Source organism: Methylobacterium sp. GXF4 (assembly GCF_000272495.1).
GTDB classification, from domain to species: Bacteria; Pseudomonadota; Alphaproteobacteria; order Rhizobiales; family Beijerinckiaceae; genus Methylobacterium; species Methylobacterium brachiatum.
In genome coordinates, this window is the sequence record NZ_AKFK01000061.1 from 16,804 (window position 1) to 41,749 (window position 24,946).

Below are 24,946 nucleotides of genomic sequence, written 5' to 3' on the forward strand. Positions count from 1 at the left end.
CGTGCGGGAGAGGGTTGGGGTGAGGGACCAGGGTCTTCCGGAAAAGTCGTACCCCTCACCCTGTCCCTCTCCCGCACGGGAGAGGGGACCCGCGCCTCGTTCGTCGAGGTTTTCGGGCGATCCCGGCCTCAGAAACAAAGGCAAGTCGCCGCGGGTCTCGAATTCGCTCACGACCCGCCCCCCATCGGATGCAGCGCCACATAGGTCAGCCGCGCCGGCGAATACCCGGTGGCCCGGTGGAGATCGTCGAAGGCGTGGGCGCGGGCGATCAGCCCGGCGGCCTGCCGCACCAGCGCGTCGTCGCCCGGCTGCTCGAAGTGACGGCCGTTGCGGGTCCAGCGGATCGGCTCCGGGCTGTGCGCGGGGCCGGTGATCATCGCGATGGTCGGATGCGCCGGGCCGCCATGGGCGTGGATCCGATGGCCGGCGGCGTCGTCGTCGAACAGCAGCCGGGTCAGGCCGCGGGCATGGGCCTCCACGACCCGGCCCCCCTGCGCGACGTGGTCGTCGAAGAACGCCACGGTTCGGGCCGGGTCGATCCCGGACCAGTCGGCCGTGGACCAGTCGGCGGTGCTGTAGCGGGCCTGGGGGTCGCGGTAGTGCAGGCCGGACAGGTCCGGATCGTGGCAGAAGATTTGTGCTGCGGGCCGCGCCATGCGGATCACCCAGGTGGTGAGCCCGCGGAACACACCGGATTCGATCACGAAATCCGGCTTCAGCGCCCGCATCGCCACGTAGAGCTGCAGCGCGCCGTTGAAGCCGCTGCCGCCCCGTCGCTGCCGGACCGGGGCGGTGGGGATCAAATCCCAGAAGGCCCGGACGCTGTCGAGGAGATCGTTATCCGGCACGATGCCGGACGCGGCGAAATCCCGCTCCAGGATCGCGGCGGCGGATTCCAGCAGGGTGGCGACCTCCCGCGGCGAGGTCGGGCGGTGGCTCCAGTCGGGCGCGGCCGGCACGAGGTCGTAGCCGAGGCGGTCGAACAGGGGCGACAGCACCTTGCGGCGCAGGCGTTCCAGCATCACGGGGGGGGGGCGCGGCTGCATCAGGCGGCCTCCGCGTCCTGGGCGGCGGAGAACCGGACCCGGTGGCCCGGCTCGATCGCCCGCATGACGCCGGCCTCGTCGGGACCGAGCCGGTAGGGTGCCGCCCAGCGGGTCGGATCGTTCTGGTCGCCGGTGATCGCGGCGAAATCGAGCGGATGGTCGAGGCTCGGATCCGGCACGGCGGCGAGCAGGGCGCGCGTGTAGGGATGGACCGGGCGGCGGAACAGGGCGGCGCGGGGCGCCTCCTCGACGATCCGGCCCCGGCACATCACGCTGATCGTATCCGCCATGTAGTCGATCACTGCCAGGTTGTGGGAGACGATCAGGTAGGACAGGCCGAGGGCCGCTTGCAAATCCTTGAGCAGGTTCAGGATCTGCGCCTGCACCGAGACGTCCAGAGCCGAGACCGGCTCGTCCAGCACCAGCAGCCGCGGCCGCGGCGCCAGGGCCCGGGCGATCCCGATCCGCTGGCGCTGGCCGCCCGAGAAGGCGTGCGGGTAGCGCCCCAGCCCGCTGGCCTCGAGCCCGACCATCGCCATCAGCTCCCGGCAGCGGGCGCGCCGCTCGGCCGCCGGCAGGCCGTGGATCTCCATGGGCTCGGACAGGATCTGGCGCACGGTCATGCGCGGATCGAGCGACGCGTAAGGGTCCTGGAACACGAACTGCACGGTGCGCCGGTAGGCGAACAGGGCGTCGCCCGAGAGCCCGTGGACGTCCCGCGGGCCGCTGCCGTCGTCGAACAGGATCCGGCCGGAATCGGGCTCCAGCGCCCGCATCACCATCTTCGAGACCGTGGTCTTGCCCGAGCCCGATTCCCCGACGAGGCCGAGCGTTTCCCCGGCCGCGAGGCTCAGGGACACGTCGGAGACGGCCTGGACGATCCGCGGCTTCTGCCAGAAGCGGCCGGACCGGAGCGTGTAGCTCTTGCTGACGCCCTCGACCCGCAGCAGCGGCCCGGCGGGCTTCGCCTGGGGCTGGACCGGCGGGATCTCGGCCCGGGCCGGGCGGATCGGCGTCAGGCGCTCGCCCGGCGCCATGTCGAACCGCGGCACCGCGTGCAGCAGCGCCCGAAGATAGGCGTGGCCCGGCGCGCGCATCACCGTATCGCGGGGCCCGGCCTCGACCAGCCGGCCCCGGTAGAGCACGGCGACGTCGTGGGCGATGTTGGCGACGACGCCCAGATCGTGGGTGATCAGCAGGATCGCCATGCCGGTCTCGTCCTGGAGCCGGGCCAGCAGGGCGAGGATCTGCGCCTGGGTGGTCACGTCGAGCGCCGTGGTCGGCTCGTCGGCGACCAGCAGGGCCGGCTTCAGGATCAGCGCCATGGCGATCATGGCGCGCTGGCGCAGGCCGCCGGACAGCTCGAACGGGTAGGTCTTCAGGGCGCGCTTCGGATCGGGGAACCCGACCCGGGCCAGGGCCTCCTGGGTGCGCGCATCGGCTTCCTTCCTGTCGGCGCCGGTATGGATCCGCAGGGCCTCGCCGATCTGGTCGCCGACCGTGTGGAGCGGCGACAGGCAGGTCATCGGCTCCTGGAAGATCATCGCGATCCGCTGGCCGCGGATCGCCCGCATGGCCGCGCCCTCGGTGTCCAGCCGGGCGATGTCGGTCTCGGCAGGGCCGTCGCGGAACAGGATCTGCCCGCGGGTGATCGCCGCGGATTTCGGCAGGATGCCCATGATCGCCTGGGCGGTGACCGACTTGCCCGAGCCGGATTCGCCGACCAGCGCCAGGGTCCGCCCGCGCATCACGTCGAGCGACAACCCGTGCAAAGCCTCGAACGGTCCGGTCTCCGTGCGGAACGCGACCGCGAGGTCGCGGATGGACAGGAGGGAACTCAACCATTCCTCACAGCGGATGAGCCCGGAAGAGTAGATGCCGCCGCGCCGGAGTCCACTGCGGCAGCGGAAAATAGAGTTTGCGGATCGACAAGCGTCACGGCCGGATGGGCGACGAGGATCGACAGCAGATCGGCGACGAAGGACCAGATCGCGTCGTCGTGGACGCGGTGGTGGGTCAGCAGCCCGATCGGGCGCGCGGGGTCGGACGCGAGGCCGGCGGCGACGTCCCGGAGCAGCACCTCGGGATCGCGGAGCGACCGGGTGCCGCGCCAGTCGATCGGGTCGAGGGTCGCGTCGGCGCGCGCGAGGCCGGGGATCGCCGGTCCGGGCACCGACGACAGGCCGCGATAGCCGAGGCCCGGCAGGGCGGCGGCGAGATCCGGGGCGAGCCGGTTCCAGGGCGGCACGAAGACCGGCAGCAGCGCTGATCCGGGCAGGCGCTCCCGGGCGATCCGCAGGCCCGCGGCGGCATCGTCGCGCAGCGCGTCGAGCGGGCGATGCGGGCCGAACTCCGCCTGTTTCTCGCCCGGCGGGGCGTGGTTGTGGTGGGCCAGGCCGTGGACGGCGACGCGCACGGGTTTTGCGGACGCCAGGCGGGCGCCGAGGGACGGCTCGATCCCGGCCGGGATCGCCGCGAGCAGGATCGGCACGCGATGGGCCTCGGCGAGACCGATCAGCCGGTCGAGGGCAGGGGACGCCGCGACGGCATCGTCGTCCCGCCACCAGAACCGCACGCGCTGGAAGCGGGTGCCGGCTTCGTCGAGGGCGTTGCGAAGGAGGGTGAAAGCGGGATGCGCACGCTCCCGCACCGGAGAGGGCACCCGCGCCCGATCCGGCGGCATGCGGCTCTGCAAGGAAAGATCCTCGACGATCGCGACCGTCCGCGCTGCCCCGCCCAGATCGATCCCGTGCGGCGCCGGCGGCGCGGCCTGGAGCTGGGCGTCCACCGCTTGCAGGAGTGATGCCGCGGTCAGCTCCGCCTCCGGAAGCACCCGGGCGAGGCCGCGTCCGGCGAGGCACTCCGCGCGCAGCCGCTGCTCGGTCTCGCCGCCGGCCTCGAACGGCACGAGCACGGCCGGAGTCGCGCTCGCCAGGAGATCGATGGCGGTGTTGTAGCCGCATTGGCTCACTGACAGGGCCGCGCCGGCGAGCAGGGCGCGGTAATCGGGGCGGGCCCGCTCGATCGTGCCGTCCGGCAGGTCGTGGCCGATGGCGGCCAGGTCAGCCTCGGGCACGCCGTGCCCTGCCAGGATCCGCCAGCCGAGCGCCGGCTGGAGCCGGGCCGCCTCCGCTGCGGCCCGCAGCAGCCCGAGCCCCGCCGGCCCGGACCCGGCCGCGACCAGCACGCCGCTTCGCGCCGTCTCAGGAACGGCCGCCATGCCCTCGTCGACATAGCCGGTGTAGCGGAGCTTTTGCGCGGTTCCGGCATCGAGGGGCCAGGAGGCGTCCAGCGGCACCAGGGCCGGGTCGCCGTGGACGAGCACGGCATCGTAGAGCTGCGCCACCCGCGCATGCGCCTGCGCGATCCGCTCCGGCTTGGCGGACGCGACCAGGATGTCGCGCACGGAGGCCAGGACCAGCGGGCGTGGCCCGCGTGCCTGCGCCGCCTCGACGAGGGCCAGGAACTCGGTGGCCAGCGCCCGGCGGCCGAACGGGAACAGCTCGGTGATCACGGCGTCGGGGGCGAAATCCGCCAGGGCGTCCAGAAGCAGGGCGCGGCGCTGCGCGAACAGGGCCGCATCGGCGGGGCCGCCATCCGGTCCCAGCGGCCGCGCGAAATCGGTGCCGGCGACGTGGAGCGGCGGCAGCTGCACCCAGCGCAGGCCCTCCGCCCGCACCATCGGGGCCGGCCTTCCGCCCGAGGCCAGCAGAGCCTCGTGGCCCGCGGCCGCGAAAGCTCGTGCCAGGGCGGCGGCGCGGGTGAGATGGCCGGCTCCAAGGAGATGCGTGACCGCGATCAGGACGCGCACGCGGCCAGCTCCGGTTCCGTGACCAGGGCCGGCAGGGGAAGGCCGGCCGAGGCGCGCAAGGCCTCCGCGATCAGCGCGACGGCGGCGGCTTCGGAAAAATCCTCGACCAGCCGCACCCGCGCCGCCGCGCCGAGGCGCAGGCGCAGGGCCGGATCGGCGGCGAGGCGGGCCAGCGCAGCCGCGAGCGCGGCCGGGTCGCCCGGGGCGACGAGGATGCCGTGGGTGCCGTCGGTGATGAATTCCGGCGTGCCCGCGAAGGCGGTGGCCAGGATCGGCAGGGCCTGGCTCGCGGCCTCCATCAGCACGTTGGGCAGCCCGTCGCGGTCGCCCCCCGGGGCGGGCTTGGTCGGCAGCACGAACAGGTCGGACGCGCGCATCGCCACGATCACGGCTGGCTGCGCCAGGGCGCCCCGGAACGCTACGCGCTCAGACAGGCCCCGCTCGCGGATCCGGGCTTCGAGGGCACCGCGCAGCTCGCCGCCGCCGATCAGCTCGAGGCGCCAGTGCAGGCCCGGGGGCAGGGCGGCGAGGGCGTCGATCAGGTCGTCATGGCCCTTCTTGGCGACCAGCCGGCCGACGCAGACGAGCCGCAGCGGCGCGTTCGGATCGGTCCCGTCCCGGGGCTCGCGCGGCGGGGGCGGAGCCGGGAAACGGGCGAGGTCGAGGCCGTGATAGGCGAGCCGCGTCCGGCCCGGCGCCAGGGATTCGAGCCGGGCGAGCCCGTCGCGGGTGCAGGTCACCCCCCAGGCCGCGTCGCGCAGCTTCTCGGTGAGCTCCCAGGCGGGCGTGGTCCAGATGTCCTTGGCGTGGGCGGAGAAACTCCAGCGCCGCCGGGTCAGCAGCGCGGCGTAGCGGGCGACGCTGGCCGGCGTGTGCAGGAAATGCACGTGGATATGGGCGACCTCGGCCGGCAGCTCGCGCGCGAGGACCAGCGCCTGGCCCAGCCGGCGCAGGCGCGAGGCCGTGGGATCGCGCCAGAGGTCGCGGGCGAACAGGGCGAGCAGCGCCGGCAGGCGCGGCCGCGTCAGGGCGGCGGCGAGGCCGCGCAGCACCCGCAGCGGCGCCTCGTGCAGGTATTCGGGCAGATAGGCGGCCGGCGCCCGGATCGCCGCGTGCATCGGGTGTCGGGCGCGGTCGGTGGGCCGGCGCAGGGACCAGATCTCCAGGGGCAGGCCGCACCGCTCGAGCGCCAGCAGCTCCTGGGCGATGAAGGTCTCGGACAGGCGCGGGTAGCCCTTCAGCACCACCGCGATCCACTTGCCCGTCACGGGCATGTCCGTCACGAGAAGGCCCGGGCGCGGGCGCCCATCGTCCCCGCGGCGGACAGCGCCCGCACCCGGCGGCCGACCGCGTCGAGCCCGTCGAGGAGGCCCGGCACCAGCACCCGGGACGGCTCGCTCTGGTCCGGCAGGGCGCGGAGCGCCGCCGCCATGCGCTCGGGCGCGCGCCCGTCGGCCTCCAGCAGGACCCGGGCGAGGCCCAGCTGCTCGGCCGCCAGGGCCCGGATCGCCTGCTCCCGGCGCGGCTCGGTGCGCGGCACCAGGATCGCCCGCAGGTCGAAGGACAGGATCTCGCAGAAGGTGTTGTAGCCGCCCATTGCCACGACCCCGGCCGCCTTGCGCATCAGGAACTCGATCTGGCTGTCGAAGGTGATCGCCGCGATCCTGCCGCCGAGCCGGTCGATCCGCGCGGCGAAGCGGTCCCGGGTTGCCCCGTCGAGGAACGGCCCGAAGGCGATCAGGGAGGGCAGGGGAATGCCCGGATCGGTCTCGTAGGCGGCGATCACCCAGTCGATCAGGGCGGCGCCGTCGCCACCGCCGCCGGGCGTGACCAGCACGAACGGCCCCCGGGCGATGGCCGGCTCCTCGCGGCCGGCGCACATCTCCGGCACCTCCCGGCGGAGATAGCCGGTGTAGATCAGCCGCCCGGCGATCCGCGCCGCCATCTCGGGCTCCATCGGCAGGGCCGCGAGCGGCTCGTGGATGCGGCTGAGGCCGTAGACCCAGATCTCGTCGTAGAACCGCGCCATGGTCTCGGCCGCGCCCTTGCGCTCCCATTCGGGCACGAGCCGGTCGGCATCGTCGAGCACGTCGCGCAGGCCGAGCACCAGGCGCGTGCCCCGGGCCGAGGCGGATTCGAGCACCGGCATCAGCTCGCCGTGGAAGCCCGCCGGCTCCTTGTCGACCAGGATCAGGTCGGGGGCGAAGCTGGCATCGGTCCGGGCGATGATCGCGGCCCGGCGCTCCACCGTGCGGGCCAGCGGCGTGGTGCCGTCGAGGCTGGCATAATTGCCGTCGGCGAACTTGGTCACCGGCGGCAACCGCACAGTGTAGACCCCGGGCGCGAATGCGTAGCGGTCGATCACCGGCGAACCGGAGATGATCATCGCCCGCGCGCCGCGGTTGCAGGCCACGATCGCGTTGGCGATCGCCCGCGAGCGGCGCAGATGGCCGAGCCCGAACGTGTCGTGGCTGTAGATCAGGATACGGGGCGCGGGGGAGGCCTCGTCCGCTCGCATCGTCATCGCCGCCCCCGTTGACGGCGCGAATGTCGCAGCCGCGCCCCTCTCGCACAAGCCGCGCCGTTGGGCAAACCCCACGTTAACGGCGCCGGAACCGGCCTCGCCTAGGCTGAAACGGCACCGCATCGCCGAAAGCCGCCATGTCCGCGCCCATCACGATCGAAGCGCCGGCCTCCCGCCCCGCCGCGCTCTGGGCGGATCTGAAGGACCTCGCCGGCAGCGATGCCCGCCTGTTCGCCTTCGCCAAGCTGGCCGCCTGGGTGCTGGTGCCGCTGACCCTCGCCGTCGTCGCGGTGGTGTTCGGCACCGGCCCGGAGCCGCGCCGGAACTGGTACGGCGACATGCTCGGCAACGATTTCAGCCAGATCTGGGTGGCTGGCCGGGCGGCGCTCGAAGGGCGCGGCGGCGAGCCCTACGATCTCCCCGTCCATCTCGCGAACCTCAAGGCCGCCTTCGGGCCGGATTGCCGCTTCGCCTGGCACTACCCGCCGGTCTTCCTGATGCCGGCCGCCGCCTTCGCGAGCCTGGAGCCGCAGCCGGCCTTCTGGCTCTGGACCGCCCTGTCGCTCGCGGTCTTCGCCGGGGCGATGCGCTTCGCCGCCGGCCGGGGCGACGCGGCCTGGATCGCGCTCGCCCATCCGCTGGTGTTCTGCAACCTGACCTACGGCCAGAACGGCCTCTTCACCGCCGCGCTCCTGACGTTCGGGGCGCTCCTGGTCGAGCGCCGGCCCTGGCTCGCCGGCCTGTGCTTCGGCCTGCTCGCCTACAAGCCGCATTTCGCCGCCCTGGCGCCGCTCCTCCTGCTGATCACCGGCCGGAGAGCCTGCCTGGCCTCCTGCCTCGCGACCGTGCTTGGCCTGTGCGGGGCCTCGCTGGCCCTATTCGGCACCGCGCCCTGGCTCGGCTTCCTCGGCACATTGGGCGAGACCAACCGGATCATCCTGGAGAACGCCGCGGCCGGGCTCGAACTCAATGCCAGCGCCTTCGGGGCCGTGCGCCTGCTCGGCGGCCTGATCGCTGCGGCCTGGGCGCTTCAGGCCCTCGTCGCCGCCCTGGCCCTCGCCGTCGCCATCCGCGCCTGGACGCGGCCCGCCGCGCCCGCCCTGCGCGCCGCAGCCCTGCTGACCGCCGCGCCGCTGCTCTCGCCCTACCTGCCGGTCTACGATCTCGTCCCGCTCGTCCCGGCGACGCTGCTGCTGGTGCTTACGGCCCAAAGCGCCGGCGGCCTGCGCCGCCACGAGCGCGCGCTGCTGCTGGCGACGCCCCTGTTCGCACTCCTGCGCGAGGGCGCCGGCCTCACGGGTTTCCCGTTCGGGCTGATGCTGGGCCTCGCCACACTGGCCTGCATCGCCGACCGGATCCAACCCCTGAGGTTTTCTCGCCGGCGGCCATCGGCCCTGGCCTGAGGCTGAGCCTCACAGAACGCCCCCGCCATTCCGGAGCGCCGCAGCTGAGCCCGGACCCGAAGAGGCCGCCAGAGGCGGCAATCCGGAAACGCCGTCGGTGGACGAGCCAGTCGCGTCGGCGGCTCTGGGTCCCGGGCGCCGCTGCGCGGATCCAGGGATACCAGGGCGTGCCCGTATCGGTCTTGCCTTCGCTTCCAGACAAAGCGTTGGCCCCCCGCGACCGGGAGCGATGAAGGGTCCGACCTGTTTCGCCCGTAGCAAGCACGGTGAAGCCCTGAGGGGCGCTTTGCTTGACACCGACGCCACGTCATGGACGGATGTCAGCAAGTTTACGCGGCCAGATCGGCGTACATCCGTTTCAATCGAAAATTTTATCTTAGATTACTGGTTGAATACGATTGCAAAATAATCTCGGCGCCGGCATATTTTTAGTCCAAACATCATCGATGGGGAATCGGCATGTTCTCAGGATTCGTGAAATACGTCGGCAGATCCTATCATTCCCACGCGGAGGCGACGAAATCGGCGGCCGCGTCGATCTCGGATCGGTCCGGCCGGGCGACATCCACGGGGTCGGCCGCCACCGCGGATGCGGACAAGAAGTCGTTCTCCCAGGTGGCGGTCGACACCCGGAAGTTCCTGGATGCCGGCTACCAGAAGCTCGGAAAGGTCGCCGATGCCGGCACCTCCGACCAGGAATGGCACGGCGCCATCCGGATCCAGACGCTGGACCGCCGGGCGCTCTACGCCATCACCACCAATCACGGTGGCCTGTTCTCGGCGACCGAGGTCAAGGCGGCCAAGGCCGAGGTGGCGTCGATCGAGGCGCGCGCGTCCCGGGCCGCCAACCCGCGCGGCACCGATGCGGCGGGGGCGGCCAAGGCGACGATCACCGTGCTGGACGGCGCCGGCCCGGAGGAGAAAGCCTCCCTGGATTGGGCACAGAAACGCGCTGCCGCGCAGGTCCAGTATCAGGGCCTCGCCAAGGAGCGGCACCAGGGGCGGGCGGCCGTGAGCGTCGAGACCGACAATCCCGTCGTCAACCACTTCGTCAAAGCCTACGGCGAGGCCGAGAAGGCGAAGCGCTACGCCCAGGATGGCGCATCGATCCGCGTGGAGGACATGCCGTCCTGGTCGAAGGGCGTCTCCCTGTGGAAGAGCCTCCACGAGCCGCAGGCGAAGGTCCTGGGTCACTTGTGACGGGATTGGGATGAGGCGACGACGCCGAGCGGTGTGTGGCGATGTCCTGGCAGGTGCATTGGCTTGAGGCCTCGGGCGATCTGCGGCCCTCACGCGAGACGATTGCGGCGGAGATCGCCATCGCCCGCGTCCTGCCCCCGCCGGCCCTGGACATCGTGGTGGATCGCAATGCCGACGCGGTCATCCCGGAGCTCGGCACGACGGCCCAGGCCCATCGTCCGACCCTCGTCTGGCTGACCCTGGATCCCGACAATGCCAACTTCGCGACGTCCCTGCGCACGGGAGATATTCGCCGGACGATGGTGCACGAGGTGCATCACTGCCTGCGCATGACCGGGCCGGGTTACGGCACGACGCTCGGCGAAACCCTGGTCAGCGAGGGCCTGGCCGGCCGGTTCGCCAGCCACCTATTCGGCACGCCGCCCGAACCGTGGGAATGCGCCGTCTCCGACGCCGTGCTGGCGGCCAACCGTCCCGATGCCGCTGCGCTGGCGGCGACGGATTACGATCATGCCGCGTGGTTCTACGGGACAGGCGGGCGCTACCCGCGCTGGCTCGGCTACACGCTCGGATACCGGATCGTCGGGGATTGGCTCGCGGCGGGTCCGGCGCCCGATGGGGACATCTGGGTGAACGTCCCGGCCGACACGGTGCTGGCGGCGGCGCGGGGGCGCACGTTGGCGGCATGACCGGCGCGCCTTTCGCCGTGCTGCGCCTGAGCGGTGCAGACGCTACCGAATTTCGTGAGCTTCGGCTGGACGGTCTGCGCAGGCATCCCGAATCCTTCGGTGCGTCTTACGAGGAGGAGGTGCGTCAAACGCTCGACGATTCGCGGCGCCGCTTGGAGAGCGGCATCGTCTTCGGCGCGCGCCAAAATAACTTGCCCGCTCTCGATGGCATCGCCGGGCTGTTCATTCCGGAGGGGCTCAAAAGCCGGCACAAGGGTGTGCTCTGGGGCATGTATGTCCGGCCCGAAGTTGGCGGCTTGGGCCTCGGGTCGGCGCTTGTGGCCCGGGTGATCGAGCACGCCGGCGGTGTGGTGGAGGAACTGACCTTGGCGGTCGGAACGTCTAACGACCAGGCAGTTAGTCTCTACAGGCGTGCCGGCTTTGAAGAATATGGACTGGAAGAGCGAGCGATGAAAGTCGCGGACCGGTACTACGATGAATTTTTGATGCGCCTGATGTTAGTATCGTAAGCCGCTGTATTTTCGAACTTGCTCGGAAATTCAACGCAGAGTCCAACCCACGCCCTCATCCCGAGGCCTTCGCGTCGCCGCGGCACCTGAGGATGAGGTGAAGGGTGGGGGGTTCGAAGCAGATGGGCTGCGTCTGATCGACGACGAACCCGGACAACGCGGGGACGGCGACACGCTGTTCCAAACCCAAAACCTCACCCCGCATAGGGCCGCGGCATGCGGAACGGCAGCATCAGCTGCACCAGCGGGTTGCGGAAGCGATCGAGCGACAGGCTCTCATGCACCGCCCGCACCGGCTCGCCGCAGAGCGACGAGGCGAGCAGGGAGCGGGAATAGAACGGCGTGTCCTCGAAGGTGGTGAGCACCCGGGCGCGGCCGTCGTCGCTGCGGGTCTCCCGGGGCATGCGCCAGAACGACGTGGACGGCAGGGGGGCGGCCAGCGGTGGGCGGATCTCCCGGCGGTTGCCGTCGTGACAGAAGCGCAGCGACAGGTTCTGGCCGCCGCCGTCGCGGTGGCGCACGTCGTACAGGATCGCAGCGCCGTCCGGCAGGTCGGCCCGGCACCAGGTCCAGCGGATGAAGGCCGAGGCCAGGGGCTCGTCGCCGTCATTGGTGTCGAAATAGCCGCTGCCGGTCCAGCGCAGGTTCGGCTGGTCGAGCTCGACTTCGACGCGGGAGGACGGCGCCATCGGCCACCAGCGGTGCCGGCCGTTCGGGTCGAGCTGGAACGGCCCGGAGGTGAAGCCGCGCGGGGTGAGCCGCACCGTGCCGCGCACCCGCCGGGGGAGGGGGGCGCCGCGCTCGTCGATCTGGATCGTCAGCGTCGTGCCGTCCCACGCCATGGCACTCGGACCGATGGCGATGGAATGCCGGCTTTGGGACAGGCTGGCGGCGCCGCGCTCGGTCATGGCGAAGCGTGTCCGGTCGCCGTAGAGCACGACGTTCATCGCGCAATGCGCGAACGGGTCCTTGTCGGCGCTCCAGCCGTAATAGGGCGAGAACACGCTGCCGATGAAGGCGATGATCGTCAGCCCCTGGCGGCCGTCGTCGCTCACCGCATCGACGTACCACCACGCGTAGCCGTTCTGCGCGACCGGGCCGTCGAATCGCGGTCCTGCAGGATCGCCACCGCCGCCAGCCGGCCCGATTGCGCCGCCATCGGCACGCCCGGGCCGGGATGGATCGAGCCCCCCGCCAGGTACAGCCCCGGCAGGGCGGTCCGGGCCCCCGCGCGCTTGAAGGTCGAGGCCCAGCCCTGCGGCGCCCTCCCGTAAAGCGCCCCCGCGCTCCCGGGAAACCGGCTCTCGAACCCCGCCGGATCGGTCAGGGCCGGGGGCGAGGCCATGGCCAAGGTCAGACCGCAGGCTTCCAGGCGGCGGCTCAGATTCGTCGCGCATGTCTCGATCTCCGAGGGCGTCGGCGGGCGGTCCCGGCAGTCGGCCGGGGCGTTGACGAGCAGGAGCAGGCGCTCCGGCCCGGTAGGCTCCGCACCGGACTCGGTCCGGTCCTGGGCGCAGATGTAGACCGTGGGGTCGTCGGGCAGGCGGCGCCGGCGCAGGATCGTGTCGAACTCGGCCCGGTAATCGCCCGAGAAGAACACGTTGTGGTGGGCCAGCGGAAAGCCGTCGGGCTCCGCGACGGCCGCGAGGGTCAGCGCGGAGAGCGAGCGCTCGGCCGGCGTCAGGCGCTCGCCCATCGGCGCCGCTTCCTGGCCGAACAGACCGGCGCCCAAAGCCGATGCATCGGCGTTGCAGACGACGCAGTTGGCGGGGATCGTCTCGCCATCCGCCAGGATCACGCCGGAGACCCGACCGCCCGCGGTGACGATCCGGTCCACATGGGCGCCGTAGCGGAACGTCGCCCCGCGCTGCGCCGCCAGGTCGGCCACCGCCTTGGCGAGGGCGCTCATGCCGCCCGCCACCGTCCAGATTCCGGCCTGCTCGACATGGGCCACCAGCATCAGGGTCGCCGGCGCGGTGAACGGCGAGGCGCCGCAATAGGTGGCGTAACGTCCGAACAGCTGCAGCAACCGGGGATCGCGGAAGAACGTACCCAACGCCGACCACAGGGTGGCGAAGGGCTGGATCCGCCACAAATCGCCCAGCCCCGAGATCCCGACTCGCTGGGCCAGCCCGGTGGGACTGGTGCGACCCTCGCGGATGAACGGCCCCTCCAGGGTCCGGTAGACCTCGGCGGAGCGGGCGCAGAACCGGCGGTACCCCTCGGCCTCCCGGGGACCGGCAAAGGCCGCGATCGCGGCCGCCGAGGTGTCGAGATCGGCGGACAGGTCGAGACGCTCGTCGCGCGTCCAGGCGTGGCGGGCCAGGAGTCCGGCGGGCGCTAGCGTCGCTTGCTCCTCGAAGGCAGCGCCGGATTCGGCGAACAATTCCTCGAAGACCCAGCGCATCGTGAATACGGTCGGACCGGTTTCGACGCGGGAATCGCCCACCCGGACGCTCGCCATCTTGCCGCCCGGCCGCGCGGCTCGCTCAACCACCGTTACGTCCAGCCCGGCATGGGCCAACCGTAAGGCGGCGGCCAGACCGCCGATCCCGGCCCCGATCACGACGACGCGTTCCTGCGCCACGCTGAACCCCGCCTCCAACCGCACCATCGGGATTGATCTGCGGCCCGACAAGTGTCAATAAGAAATGACACTTGTCGCTGACAACCGATGATAACACGGGAGGCGCGTCATGGAGTCGGGCCGGCGGATCGAACAGGCGCTGGACCGCGCCGTGGCCTATGCCGAGGCGCCGGGCGCGCCGCCCCTGCTGGCCGAAGCCCTGCGCTACGCCGTCTTCCCCGGCGGGCACCGTATCCGGCCCCGCCTCTGCCTGTCGGTCGCCCGGGCCTGCGGCGACGACGATCCGGCCTCCTCCGAGGCCGCCGCCGCCGCGATCGAGCTGCTGCACTGCGCGTCCCTGGTCCACGACGACCTGCCCTGCTTCGACGACGCCCCCCTGCGCCGCCAGAAGCCGACGGTCCACGTCGCCTACGGCGAGCCGATCGCGGTGCTCGCCGGCGATGCCCTGATCGTCCTGGCCTTCGAGACCCTGGCCCGCGCCGCCGGACCCTATCCGGTCAGGCTGGGCCGGCTCGTCGGCCTCCTCGGCCGGGCCGCCGGCTCGCCCAGCGGCATCGCGGCCGGGCAGGCCTGGGAATCGGAGGCCCATATCAGCCTCAGCGACTACCAGCAGGCCAAGACCGGCGCCCTGTTCGCGGCCGCGACCGTGTTGGGGGCCGCCGCCGCCGGATCCGATCCGGAGCCCTGGCGCCGCCTCGGTGAGTGCCTGGGCGAGGCCTATCAGGTCGCCGACGACCTGCGTGACGTCGCCTGCCGCCAGGAGGAGATCGGCAAGCCCGCCGGCCGCGACGCAACTCTCGGGCGCCCCAACGCCGCCGCCCTGCTCGGCACCGACGGCGCCCTCGACCGCCTGGCCCGGCTCACCCGCGACGCGGTGGCGGCGATCCCGGCCTGCCCGGGCTTGGCGCAGCTCAAGGCCGAGATCGAGGCGCAGGCGCGGCTGTTCCTGCCGGCGAGCCTGCGCGCGGTGGCGGTCTGACCGCCGGCTCGGTTCCCCGCTCCGGCGCGACCTTGGCCGCGCCGGCCTCGCTGCGCGACCGCTGGCTCGGCTGGCGCAACCGCCTCGTGGCGAGCCCGCGCTTCCAGCGCTGGGCGGCGGGTTTCCCGCTGACCCGGGGCATCGCCTGGAAGAACACGCGGGCTTTGTTCGATCTCTGCGCCGGCTTCGTCTACGCCCAGGTGCTGACGGCCTGCGTCCGGCTCGACCTGTTCCGGATCCTCACCGAGGGGCCGTTGCCCCTCGAGGTGCTGGCGCGCCGGCTCGATCTCCCGCTCGAGAACGCGCGCTGCCTGCTGCGCGCCGCGGCTTCGCTGGATCTCGTCCGCGCGCTGCCCGGCGACCGCTTCGGCCTCGCCGATCTCGGCGCCGCGCTCACCGGCAATCCCGGGATCGCCGCGATGGTCGAGCACCACGCGCTGCTCTATGCCGATCTCGCCGATCCGGTCGCGCTGCTGCGCGGCGCGGCGGGACCGACCCGGCTCGCGGGCTACTGGCCCTATGCGTCCGGCGCGATCGGCGATGCGGCGTCGGTCGCCCCCTATGGCGGCCTGATGGGCGCCTCGCAGGCGCTGATCGCCGATGACGTGCTCGATGCCTGCGACCTGTCCCGCAGCCGGCACCTCATGGATGTCGGCGGCGGCGAGGGCGCGTTCCTGCAGGCCGTCGCGGCCCGTCACGGCGCGTTGGGCCTCACGCTCTTCGATCTCCCGGCGGTCGCGGACCGCGCCGCCGAGCGACTCGCGCAGATCGGGCTGGCCGAGCGGATCGCCTGCCGCGGCGGAAGCTTCCACGATGGCCTGCCCACAGGCGCCGACACGATCACGCTGATCCGCATCCTGCACGATCACGACGACGCCCCGGCCCAGGCCCTCCTCGCGGCTGCGCACGCGGCACTGCCCCCCGGCGGCACGCTGATCCTCGCCGAGCCGATGGCCGGCACGCCCGGCGCCGAGCCGGTCGGCGATGCGTATTTCGGATTCTACCTCCTGGCCATGGGATCGGGCCGGCCGCGTCGCGCCGAGGAGCTGCACGGGATGCTGCGCCAGGCCGGTTTCGCCGCATCCAAGGAGCGGCCGACGCGCAGACCGCTTCTGACCCGCCTGATCGTCGCGCAGAAAGACGCCGGCTAGTGTAAGAATAACTTGACGCAGGTTTGTGTCTATCTAGGATGACACAAGGCGGCCCCAGAGCGGCGAGAGTCGCGAGACACAGGGCGGAACATTCCAGTCATGGACGCTCTTGCCGTCATCCTCGAACGTCCGGAAAGCTTGGCGCTCAACCGCCTGCCCTTGACGCCGCCCGCCGCCGACGACGCCGTCGTGGCGATTGCCTGGAGCGGGATCAGCACCGGCACCGAGCGCCTCCTCTGGTCCGGCCGCATGCCGCCCTTTCCCGGAATGGGCTACCCGTTGGTCCCCGGCTACGAGTCCGTCGGTACGGTGATCGAGGCCGGCGCCGATGCTGCGGTTCGGGTCGGCCACACTGTCTTCGTCCCCGGCGCGCGCTGCTTCGGCGCCGTCCGCGGCCTGTTCGGCGGTGCCGCCTCGCACCTCGTCGCCCCGGCGGCCCGCCTCGTGCCCGTGGATGCCGCGCTCGGCGACCGCGCCTGCCTGATCGCGCTCGCCGCGACTGCCTACCGGGCGCTCGGAGGCCTTCGTCCCGGGGCGACGCCGCTCATCGTCGGGCACGGGGTGCTCGGGCGGCTCCTCGCGCGTCTCACCGTGGCGGCCGGCGCCGAGCCGACCGTCTGGGAGCGGGACCCCGCCCGGCGGGAGGGTAGCCCCGGCTACATGGTCCTGGCGCCCGAGGAGGATGCCCGGCGCGACTATGCGGTCATCACCGATGTCAGCGGCGACGCCTCCGGTCTCGACGGCCTGATCGCCCGCCTGGCGCCCGGCGGCGAGATCGTGCTCGCCGGCTTCTACGAGGCGCCCCTGTCCTTCGCCTTCCCGCCCGCCTTCATGCGCGAGGCGCGAATCCGGATCTCGGCCGAGTTCCGCCCCGACGATCTCGCCGCCGTCACGGCTCTGATCGAGGGCGGCCGGCTCTCCCTCGACGGGCTGATCACTCATCGCGTCCCGGCGGCGCAAGCCCAGGACGCCTACCGCACCGCCTTCGCCGATCCCGCCTGCCTGAAGATGATTCTCGATTGGAGGGACGCTGCGTGAACGTTCAGCTCAGCAAGGCCGCCCTCGACCAGGCCACCCAGCTCCGCGCGGAGGCGGCGATCGAGCCGGATGCGGTCCCGACCGCCCCGGTGAAGAAAGAGACGCAGATCATCGCGATCTACGGCAAGGGCGGCATCGGCAAGTCGTTTACGCTGGCCAATCTCAGCTACATGATGGCCCAGCAGGGCAAGAAGGTCCTGCTGATCGGCTGCGACCCGAAGAGCGACACGACCTCGCTGCTGTTTGGCGGCAAGGCCTGCCCGACCATCATCGAGACCTCGACCCGCAAGAAGCTCGCCGGCGAGCCGGTGGCGATCGGCGATGTCTGCTTCAAGCGCGACGGCGTCTACGCCATGGAGCTCGGCGGGCCCGAGGTCGGGCGCGGCTGCGGCGGGCGAGGCATCATTCACGGCTTCGAGCTGCTGGAGAAGCTCGGCTTCCACGAATGGGGCTTCGACTTCGTCCTGCTCGATTTCCTGGGCGACGTGGTCTGCGGCGGCTTCGGCCTGCCGATCGCCCGGGACATGTGCCAGAAGGTCATCGTCGTCGGCTCGAACGACCTGCAATCGCTCTACGTCGCCAACAACGTCTGCTCGGCGGTGGAGTATTTCCGCAAGCTCGGCGGCAATGTCGGCGTCGGCGGCCTGGTGATCAACAAGGATGACGGCACCGGGGAGGCGCAGGCCTTCGCGGACGCCGCCGGTATCCCGGTCCTGGCCTCGATCCCGGCCGACGACGACATCCGCCGCAAGAGCGCCAATTACGAGATCATCGGCCGGCCAGAGAGCCGCTGGGGCAGCCTGTTCTCGGACCTGGCGGCCAACGTCGCCGAGGCGGCCCCGCACCGGCCGACGCCGCTGACGCAGGACGGGCTGCTCGGCCTGTTCTCCAGCGACGTGACCGGCCGCGACGTGGTCCTGGTCCCGGCGACTCACGAGGACATGTGCGGCGTCGCCCACGTGGCCAAGCCGTCCCTCGAAGTCGTCTACGACGAGGTCTAGGGCATGGCCGTCTCCCTCGACATCGCCGATCTGCGCGCCCGCCAGGCGGCCACGCCCGTCGACCTCGCCGCCACCAAGGGCGACGGGCACGGCTGTCACGCCGGCAAGGACGCGATGCGGGCGGCCGCCGAGGCGGCCGGCATGTCGGAGACCCTGGCGCAGCTGCGCAGCGACTACCCGCAGGGCCCGCACGACCAGCCGCAGAGCATGTGCCCGGCCTTCGGCTCGCTGCGGGTTGGCCTGCGCATGCGCCGGACCGCCACGATCCTCTCGGGCAGCGCCTGCTGTGTCTACGGCCTGACCTTCACCTCGCATTTCTACGGCGCAAGGCGCAGCGTCGGCTACGTGCCGTTCAACTCGGAGACGCTGGTCACCGGCAAGCTGTTCGAGGACATCCGCGAGGCGGTCCACGCCACCGCGAAGCCGGAGGATTACGACGCCGTCGTCGTCATCAACCTCTGCGTACCGACCGCTTCGGGCGTCCCGCTCCGCCTGTTGCCGAAGGAGATCGACGGCGTCCGGGTGATCGGCATCGATGTTCCCGGCTTCGGCGTGCCGACCCATGCCGAGGCCAAGGACGTGCTGGCCGGGGCGATGCTCAAGGTCGCCCGCACCGAGGCCGAGCAGGGCCCGGTCGCGACCCCGCGCGGCGGCCGGTCGGAACGGCCGAGCGTGGCGCTGCTCGGCGAGATCTTCCCGGCCGACCCGGTGGTGATCGGTGCGCTGCTGGAGCCGTTGGGCCTCGCTGCCGGGCCGGTTGTGCCGACCCGCGAATGGCGCGAGCTCTACGCCGCCCTGGATTGCGCCGCGGTGGCGGCGATCCACCCGTTCTACACGGCGTCGATCCGTGAGTTCGAGGCGGCGGGCCGTCCCGTGGTGGGCTCCGCCCCGGTGGGCGTCGACGGCACAGCGGATTGGCTCGACCGGATCGGCGAGGCCTGCGGCGTCGCCCGGGCGACCGTCGAGGCGGCCAAGAACCGGTTGCTGCCGGGTATTCAGGGCGCGCTCGCCGCCATGCCGATCAAGGGCCGGATCACGCTCTCGGGCTACGAGGGTTCGGAATTGCTGGTGGCCCGCCTGCTGGTCGAGAGCGGCGCCGAGGTGCCCTATGTCGGCACCGCCTGCCCGCGCACGCCGTGGTCCGAGGCGGACCGCGACTGGCTCGAGGCCCGCGGGACGCAGGTGCAGTACCGCGCCTCGCTGGAGGACGACCTCTACGCGCTGGATTCTCTGAAGCCCGACCTCACTATCGGCACCACGCCGGTGGTGCAGCGGGCCAAGGAGCGCGGCACGCCCGCCCTCTACTTCACCAACCTGATCTCGGCGCGCCCGCTTATGGGCTCGGTCGGCGCCGGCTCCCTGGCGCGGGTGATCAACGGCGCGCTGGCCAACAAGCCCCGCTTCGACGCGATGCGCGACTTCTTCGAAGGTGTCGGCACCGGCCACGCCGCCGGCGTCTGGCAGGACACGCCGCAGCGGCGGCAGGGCCCGAAGATCGAGGGCCCGAAGAAGCCGATCGGGGAGATGGCGTGATGCTGATCCTCGATCACGACAGGGCCGGGGGCTACTGGGGCGCGGTCTACGTCTTCACGGCGATCAAGGGGCTGCAGGTTGTCATCGACGGTCCGGTCGGCTGCGAGAACCTGCCGGTCACCTCGGTGCTGCACTACACCGACGCGTTGCCGCCGCACGAGCTGCCGATCGTCGTCACCGGGCTGGCCGAGGAGGAACTCGGCCGCCACGGCACCGAGGGCGCAATGAAGCGCGCCCATGCCACCCTCGATCCGGGCCTGCCCAGCGTGGTGGTGACCGGCTCGATCGCCGAGATGATCGGCGGCGGCGTGACGCCCGAGGGCACCGGCCTGCAGCGCTTCCTGCCGCGCACCATCGACGAGGATCAGTGGCAGGCGGCCGACCGCGCGATGCGCTGGCTCTGGCAGGAATACGGGGCGCGAAAGTTCGCCAAGACGGGCATTCCGGCCCGGCCCGAGAAGAAGCCCGGCGAGAAGCCGCGGGTGAACATCATCGGGCCGGCCTACGGCACCTTCAACATGCCCTCGGACCTCGCCGAAATCCGGCGGCTGGTCGAGGGGATCGGCGCCGAGGTTAACCTGACCTTCCCGCTGGGCTCGCACTTGGCGGACGTGCCCAAGCTCGTCAACGCCGACGCCAATATCTGCCTCTACCGGGAGTTCGGGCGCCTGCTCTGCGAGGCGCTGGAGCGGCCCTACCTGCAGGCGCCGATCGGCGTCCTCTCGACCACGAAGTTCCTGCGCTCCCTCGGCGAGATCCTGGGCCTCGACCCGGAGCCGTTCATCGAGCGCGAGCGCCACACCACGATCAAGCCGGTCTGGGACCTCTGGCGCTCGGTCACGCAGGATTTCTTCGGGACCGCCAGCTTCGGGATCGTCGCGACCGAGACCTACGCCCGGGGCGTCCGGCACTTCCTCGAAGACGAGATGGGCCTGCCCTGCACCTTCGCGTTCAGCCGGTCGGCCGGGCAAAAGCCCGACAACGACGCCGTCCGCAGGGCCGTCGCCGAGAAGCCGCCGCTGGTCCTGTTCGGCTCGTTCAACGAGCGGATGTACCTCGCCGAGTGCGGGGCGCGGGCGACCTACATCCCGGCCTCGTTCCCCGGTGCGATCATCCGGCGCCACACCGGCACGCCGTTCATGGGGTTCGCGGGCGCGACCTACCTGGTTCAGGAAGTCTGCAACGCCCTGTTCGACACGCTCTTCCACATCCTGCCGCTCGCCCGCGACATGGACGCGGTCGAAGCGACCCCGGCGCGCCACCACCGCGAGCTGCCCTGGGACGAGGCCGCGCGCGCGGCCCTCGACGACCTGGTCGAGGCGCAGCCGGTGCTGGCCCGGATCTCCGCCGCCAAGCGCCTGCGCGACGCCGCCGAGCGCGCCGCTCGCTCAGCCGAAGCCGCCGCCGTGGCCACCGCCCATGTGGCCCGCGCCCGCGCCGATCTCGCCGGGGGGATCCCCGCATGAGCCGCCTTTCCGTTCCCCCCAGAGGAGACCTGCCGATGCGCACGATGGTCCCGACCGCCCGCCTGCACCAGGAAGCCCTTCAGTTCCGGCTGATCCTGGCTGCGACCTACCCGTGCTTCCTGGCCGCCGCCGCCTTCGCCCGGTTCAAGCCGGCCCGGGATGCGTCCCGCTCCGGCCTCGCGCCGCCGCGCCGCTCGGTGTTCGGCGAGGCCCGGGCCATGGCGGTCCAGGCGATCCCCTTCGCCTTCATGGGCTGAACGCCCTGATCGAGACGCTTCCGTCCGGTGACGCGGGGGAAGTCAAGCCGTGACCGCCGCGCGCGCCACGGCAGAACCCGTCGCGCTTCCTTCGGGGGCGCGGCCAACACACGGAGGTCTGAACGATGGCCGGTGGACCCGTTGCAACAGAAAGACCGAGCAGCCTGTCCGGGCTGACGGAACCGGAAGCCAAGGAGTTCCACGCGATCTTCCTGACGAGCTTCCTGATCTTCACGGCGATCGCCGTGGTCGCCCACATCCTCGTCTGGCTGTGGCGTCCGTGGCTTCCCGGACCGCAGGGCTACGCCTCCCTCGAGGGCGTCGGCGATGCGGCCCGCGCCATCGTCACGCTGATCGGCTGAGGAGGATCGGATGCACAAGGTCTGGTTACTGTTCGATCCGCGGCGCACCCTGGTGGCTCTGTTCACCTTCCTCTTCATCCTGGCGCTGCTGATCCACTTCATCCTGCTCTCGACCGACCGGTTCAACTGGCTGGAAGGTCCGCGGCAGAACAAGGCCGCGAGCAACATCACGCTCGCGCTGCCGAGCATGCCCGCCTGATCCAGGCTGGCCGGGACCGCGGCACGCGACGGCCGCGGTCCCAAAACCACAAACCGTTCCGGCCGGGCTGAGGAGTGTCCGCCATGGCGATGCTGAGCTTCGAGCGAAAGTACAGGATCCGCGGCGGCACGCTGCTCGGCGGCGACCTGTTCGACTTCTGGGTCGGACCGTTCTTCGTCGGATTCTTCGGCGTCACCGGGCTGTTCTTCACCGTGCTCGGCACCGCGCTGGTGATCTACGGGGCCGCGATCGGGCCGACCTGGAACATCTGGCAGATCAATATCGCGCCCCCCGACATCACCTACGGGCTGAAGCTCGCGCCGCTCAAGGAGGGCGGCCTCTGGCAGATCATCACGATGTGCGCGCTCGGCTCGTTCCTGTCGTGGATGATGCGCGAGGTCGAGATCTGCCGGAAGCTCGGCATCGGCTACCATGTGCCCTTCGCCTTCGGGGTGGCGATCTTCGCCTATTTCACCCTGGTGGTGATCCGGCCGTTCCTGATGGGCGCCTGGGGTTACGGGTTCCCGTACGGCATCCTCAGCCACCTCGATTGGGTGTCGAACACCGGATACCAATACCTCCACTTCCACTACAATCCGGCGCACATGCTGGCCGTGACGTTCTTCTTTACGACGACTCTGGCGCTGGCGATGCACGGCGGCCTGATCCTCTCGGCGACCAACCCGAAGCCGGGCGAGACGGTGAAGACCCCCGAGCACGAGGACACTTTCTTCCGCGACACGATCGGCTACTCGATCGGCACGCTCGGCATCCACCGGCTCGGCCTGTTCCTAGCCCTGTCGGCGGGCTTCTGGAGCGCCGTCTGCATCGTGATCAGCGGGCCGTTCTGGACGCAGGGCTGGCCGCAATGGTGGGGCTGGTGGCTGAACCTGCCGGTCTGGCGCTGAGACACCCGTCGCCCGCCGAGAATCGGGCGAAGCGACACCAATGATCCAAGCCGGCGCCGCACGACGCGTGCGGCACGCCGCGGGGAGGGCGGGCGATGGCCTATTACCAGAACATCTTCACCCAGGTTCAGGTTCGCCCGCTGGAGCCGGAGCACGGCATCCCGGTGAGCTCGAACGACCGGGTCGGCCGGCCGTTCAACAGCTACCTGTTCGGCCTGCTGGGCAACAGCCAAGTCGGCCCGATCTACATCGGCTACGTCGCCGCCCTGTCGATGGTCTGCGGCCTGATTGCCTTCGAGATCATCGGGCTGAATATGTGGGCCTCGGTGAACTGGGATCCGGTGCAGTTCGCCCGGCAATTGCCCTGGCTCGCCCTGGAGCCGCCCCTGCCGAAATACGGGCTAAAGGTCCTGCCGCCGCTCAACGAGGGCGGTTGGTGGCTGATCGCCGGCTTCTTCCTGACGGCCTCGATCCTGCTCTGGTGGGTCCACCTCTACCGCCGGGCCCGGGCGCTCGGGCTGGGCACCCACGTGCCATGGGCCTTCGCGTCGGCGATCTGGCTCTACCTCGTCCTCGGCTTCATCCGGCCGCTGATGATGGGCTCGTGGTCGGAGGCCGTGCCGTTCGGCATCTTCCCGCATCTCGATTGGACCGCGGCGTTCTCCCTCCGCTACGGCAACCTGTTCTACAACCCGTTCCACATGCTCTCGATCACGTTCCTGTACGGATCGACGCTGCTGTTCGCGATGCACGGGGGCACCATCCTGGCCTGCTCGCGCTACGGCGCCGACCGCGAGATCGACCAGATCGTCGACCGCGGCACCGCCACCGAGCGCGCCGCCCTGTTCTGGCGCTGGACCATGGGCTTCAACGCCACGATGGAATCCATCCACCGCTGGGCCTGGTGGTTCGCGGTGCTCACGACGCTGACCGGCGGCATCGGCATCCTGCTCACCGGCACCGTGGTCGACAACTGGTACCTCTGGGCGGTCAAGCACGGCGTCGCCCCGTCCTATCCGCAGGTCTACGGCCCGATCGTCGACCCCGCCCATCTCGCACCCGGCATGAAGCCGTGAGGAGGCCGTCATGAAGACGATTCTGGCGGTGGTCGGCGGGGCGCTCGCCCTGTTCCTCACCATCGCGATGTTCGGGGGCGCGGGCTGGACCCATCCCCCCATGGCGGCCAAGCAGACCGGCTTCCGCGGCACCGGCATGGACCTGATCCGGACCCGGTCCGGCAACGCGGCGCTGGCGGCGGCCAACGTTGCCCCGGCCCCCGCCGACCCGGCCGAGGCCGGCGGCGAGAAGGCCTCGGCGGTCTACGAGAACGTGCAGGTTCTGGGAGACCTCTCGGCCGAGCAGTTCAACCGGCTGATGGTGTCGATCACCGAGTGGGTGGCGCCCCAGCAGGGCTGCACCTACTGCCACAGCACCGAGAACATGGCCTCCGACGAGCTGTACCAGAAGCGGGTCGCCCGGCGGATGCTGCAGATGACCCAGACGATCAACGCGTCCTGGAAGGAGAACCACGTCCACGAGGCGGGCGTGACCTGCTACACCTGCCACCGGGGCAATCCGGTGCCGGCCAACATCTGGTTCGACCGGCCCATCCAGGGTGAGGGCCGGTTCATCCCGCGCAACAACAGCCAGAACGTGGCGTCCGCGGAGGTCGGCAACACCTCGCTGCCCTACGACGTCTACCAGGCCTTCTACCAGCACAAGGACACGCCGGAGGACGCGGTGCGGGTCAACGCGACCACGGTGCTGCCCGAGACCAAGGGCAAGCCGATCCAGGATGCGGAGAAGACCTTCGCGATCATGATCAGCATGTCGCAATCGCTCGGGGTGAACTGCACCTTCTGCCACAACACCCGGTCGGTGGCGCAATGGGATACCAGCACGCCCAACCGGGTCCATGCCTGGTACGGCATCCGCATGGTGCGGGACCTGAACCAGGACTTCATGGAGCCGCTCACCTCGACCTTCCCGCGCAACCGGCTCGGGGCGATGGGCGACGTGCCGAAAATCAACTGCGCCACCTGCCACAACGGCGCGAACAAGCCGCTCAACGGCGCGAACGTGATCGGCCCCTATCCGGAGCTCGCAAACCCGACCATCGAGGCGAGCCTGCCCACCGGCGAGGCGAAGGATCCGATCCCCGGCACCACCATGCCGGCCCTCAAGCCGTCGAAGCCATCGAAGCCGTAAGGTGATTCTGCGAAGCGCCGGAGTGATCCGGCGCTTCGTCATGCGCCAGCTACAGGGAACCGCGATACGATACGG

23 protein-coding genes are annotated in these 24,946 nt (G+C 71.2%); 16 read left to right on the forward strand and 7 right to left on the reverse strand.

The features are described 5' to 3' along the window. Positions 1–167: 167 nt before the first annotated feature. From WYO_RS14375 to WYO_RS14395, 5 genes are read right to left on the reverse strand one after another with little or no spacing between them, the layout of a single operon-like run. On the reverse strand, positions 168–1,046 hold the full coding sequence (locus tag WYO_RS14375) for a hypothetical protein (RefSeq protein ID WP_007563623.1): 879 nt from the start codon (positions 1,044–1,046) through the stop codon (positions 168–170). Next, positions 1,046–2,887 (reverse strand): ABC transporter ATP-binding protein, encoded by a 1,842-nt coding sequence (locus WYO_RS14380; RefSeq protein WP_007563625.1) that lies wholly within the window; start codon positions 2,885–2,887, stop codon positions 1,046–1,048. Before WYO_RS14380 ends, WYO_RS14375 begins: the two co-directional genes overlap by 1 nt. After that, the gene (locus WYO_RS14385) at positions 2,884–4,857 is read right to left on the reverse strand and encodes a glycosyltransferase (RefSeq protein ID WP_007563627.1); all 1,974 of its coding nucleotides are present in this window, start codon (positions 4,855–4,857) and stop codon (positions 2,884–2,886) included. The genes WYO_RS14380 and WYO_RS14385 overlap by 4 nt, the downstream gene beginning before the upstream one ends. Beyond that, positions 4,845–6,125 (reverse strand): glycosyltransferase, encoded by a 1,281-nt coding sequence (locus WYO_RS14390; protein ID WP_039903016.1) that lies wholly within the window; start codon positions 6,123–6,125, stop codon positions 4,845–4,847. The genes WYO_RS14385 and WYO_RS14390 overlap by 13 nt, the downstream gene beginning before the upstream one ends. Positions 6,126–6,136: 11 nt before the next feature. Further along, positions 6,137–7,381 (reverse strand): glycosyltransferase, encoded by a 1,245-nt coding sequence (locus tag WYO_RS14395; RefSeq protein WP_007563630.1) that lies wholly within the window; start codon positions 7,379–7,381, stop codon positions 6,137–6,139. A gap of 137 nt (positions 7,382–7,518) precedes the next feature. Here WYO_RS14395 and WYO_RS14400 point away from each other — a divergent pair, with 137 nt between their 5' ends. The 4 genes from WYO_RS14400 (at position 7,519) to WYO_RS14415 (ending at position 11,182) form a co-directional block, all read left to right on the forward strand. Then, on the forward strand, positions 7,519–8,784 hold the full coding sequence (locus WYO_RS14400) for a glycosyltransferase family 87 protein (protein ID WP_007563632.1): 1,266 nt from the start codon (positions 7,519–7,521) through the stop codon (positions 8,782–8,784). Positions 8,785–9,243: 459 nt separating this feature from the next. Then, a complete protein-coding gene (locus tag WYO_RS14405; protein WP_007563634.1) occupies positions 9,244–9,984 on the forward strand; it encodes a hypothetical protein in 741 nt (246 codons plus the stop codon). A gap of 41 nt (positions 9,985–10,025) precedes the next feature. After that, the gene (locus WYO_RS14410; RefSeq protein WP_007563636.1) at positions 10,026–10,673 is read left to right on the forward strand and encodes a DUF2268 domain-containing putative Zn-dependent protease; all 648 of its coding nucleotides are present in this window, start codon (positions 10,026–10,028) and stop codon (positions 10,671–10,673) included. Beyond that, entirely contained in the window at positions 10,670–11,182 is a 513-nt protein-coding gene (locus tag WYO_RS14415; RefSeq protein ID WP_007563639.1) for a GNAT family N-acetyltransferase, read from the forward strand. Before WYO_RS14410 ends, WYO_RS14415 begins: the two co-directional genes overlap by 4 nt. A gap of 194 nt (positions 11,183–11,376) precedes the next feature. On the opposite strand, the gene WYO_RS14420 is transcribed toward WYO_RS14415, so the two are convergent. Further along, complete coding sequence (locus WYO_RS14420; protein ID WP_007563641.1) at positions 11,377–12,237, reverse strand: carotenoid 1,2-hydratase; 861 nt, start codon at positions 12,235–12,237, stop codon at positions 11,377–11,379. Then, a complete protein-coding gene (gene crtD, locus WYO_RS14425) occupies positions 12,234–13,796 on the reverse strand; it encodes a 1-hydroxycarotenoid 3,4-desaturase CrtD (RefSeq protein ID WP_007563644.1) in 1,563 nt (520 codons plus the stop codon). Before crtD ends, WYO_RS14420 begins: the two co-directional genes overlap by 4 nt. 82 nt (positions 13,797–13,878) lie before the next feature. Between crtD and WYO_RS14430 the strand changes: the two genes are divergently transcribed. The 12 genes from WYO_RS14430 (at position 13,879) to pufC (ending at position 24,871) form a co-directional block, all read left to right on the forward strand. After that, positions 13,879–14,748: a polyprenyl synthetase family protein gene (locus tag WYO_RS14430; protein ID WP_007563646.1), complete on the forward strand. Its 870-nt coding sequence runs from the start codon at positions 13,879–13,881 to the stop codon at positions 14,746–14,748. 32 nt (positions 14,749–14,780) lie between these two features. After that, positions 14,781–15,899, forward strand: a complete 1,119-nt coding sequence (locus WYO_RS14435; RefSeq protein ID WP_007563648.1) for a methyltransferase — start codon at positions 14,781–14,783, stop codon at positions 15,897–15,899. Between the two features lie 99 nt (positions 15,900–15,998). Further along, positions 15,999–16,937 carry a chlorophyll synthesis pathway protein BchC gene (gene bchC / locus WYO_RS14440; RefSeq protein WP_007563649.1) on the forward strand — a complete coding sequence of 313 codons (939 nt, stop codon included), beginning with the start codon at positions 15,999–16,001 and terminating at the stop codon, positions 16,935–16,937. Continuing rightward, positions 16,934–17,938: a chlorophyllide a reductase iron protein subunit X gene (locus tag WYO_RS14445; RefSeq protein WP_007563652.1), complete on the forward strand. Its 1,005-nt coding sequence runs from the start codon at positions 16,934–16,936 to the stop codon at positions 17,936–17,938. Before bchC ends, WYO_RS14445 begins: the two co-directional genes overlap by 4 nt. Before the next feature lie 3 nt (positions 17,939–17,941). Then, positions 17,942–19,471, forward strand: a complete 1,530-nt coding sequence (bchY, locus tag WYO_RS14450; RefSeq protein ID WP_007563654.1) for a chlorophyllide a reductase subunit Y — start codon at positions 17,942–17,944, stop codon at positions 19,469–19,471. Next, complete coding sequence (gene bchZ, locus WYO_RS14455; protein WP_007563656.1) at positions 19,471–20,937, forward strand: chlorophyllide a reductase subunit Z; 1,467 nt, start codon at positions 19,471–19,473, stop codon at positions 20,935–20,937. The genes bchY and bchZ overlap by 1 nt, the downstream gene beginning before the upstream one ends. Positions 20,938–20,972: 35 nt before the next feature. Next, complete coding sequence (locus WYO_RS14460) at positions 20,973–21,194, forward strand: hypothetical protein (RefSeq protein WP_007563658.1); 222 nt, start codon at positions 20,973–20,975, stop codon at positions 21,192–21,194. Positions 21,195–21,319: 125 nt separating this feature from the next. Beyond that, entirely contained in the window at positions 21,320–21,556 is a 237-nt protein-coding gene (pufB, locus tag WYO_RS14465; protein WP_007563660.1) for a light-harvesting antenna LH1, beta subunit, read from the forward strand. Between the two features lie 10 nt (positions 21,557–21,566). Next, positions 21,567–21,755 carry a light-harvesting antenna LH1, alpha subunit gene (gene pufA / locus WYO_RS14470; protein ID WP_007563662.1) on the forward strand — a complete coding sequence of 63 codons (189 nt, stop codon included), beginning with the start codon at positions 21,567–21,569 and terminating at the stop codon, positions 21,753–21,755. Between the two features lie 83 nt (positions 21,756–21,838). Next, entirely contained in the window at positions 21,839–22,663 is an 825-nt protein-coding gene (gene pufL / locus WYO_RS14475; protein WP_007563664.1) for a photosynthetic reaction center subunit L, read from the forward strand. 95 nt (positions 22,664–22,758) lie between these two features. Beyond that, positions 22,759–23,739 carry a photosynthetic reaction center subunit M gene (gene pufM / locus WYO_RS14480; protein ID WP_007563666.1) on the forward strand — a complete coding sequence of 327 codons (981 nt, stop codon included), beginning with the start codon at positions 22,759–22,761 and terminating at the stop codon, positions 23,737–23,739. A 10-nt stretch (positions 23,740–23,749) separates the two neighbouring features. Continuing rightward, positions 23,750–24,871 carry a photosynthetic reaction center cytochrome PufC gene (gene pufC, locus WYO_RS14485; RefSeq protein ID WP_007563668.1) on the forward strand — a complete coding sequence of 374 codons (1,122 nt, stop codon included), beginning with the start codon at positions 23,750–23,752 and terminating at the stop codon, positions 24,869–24,871. Positions 24,872–24,946: the final 75 nt, after the last annotated feature.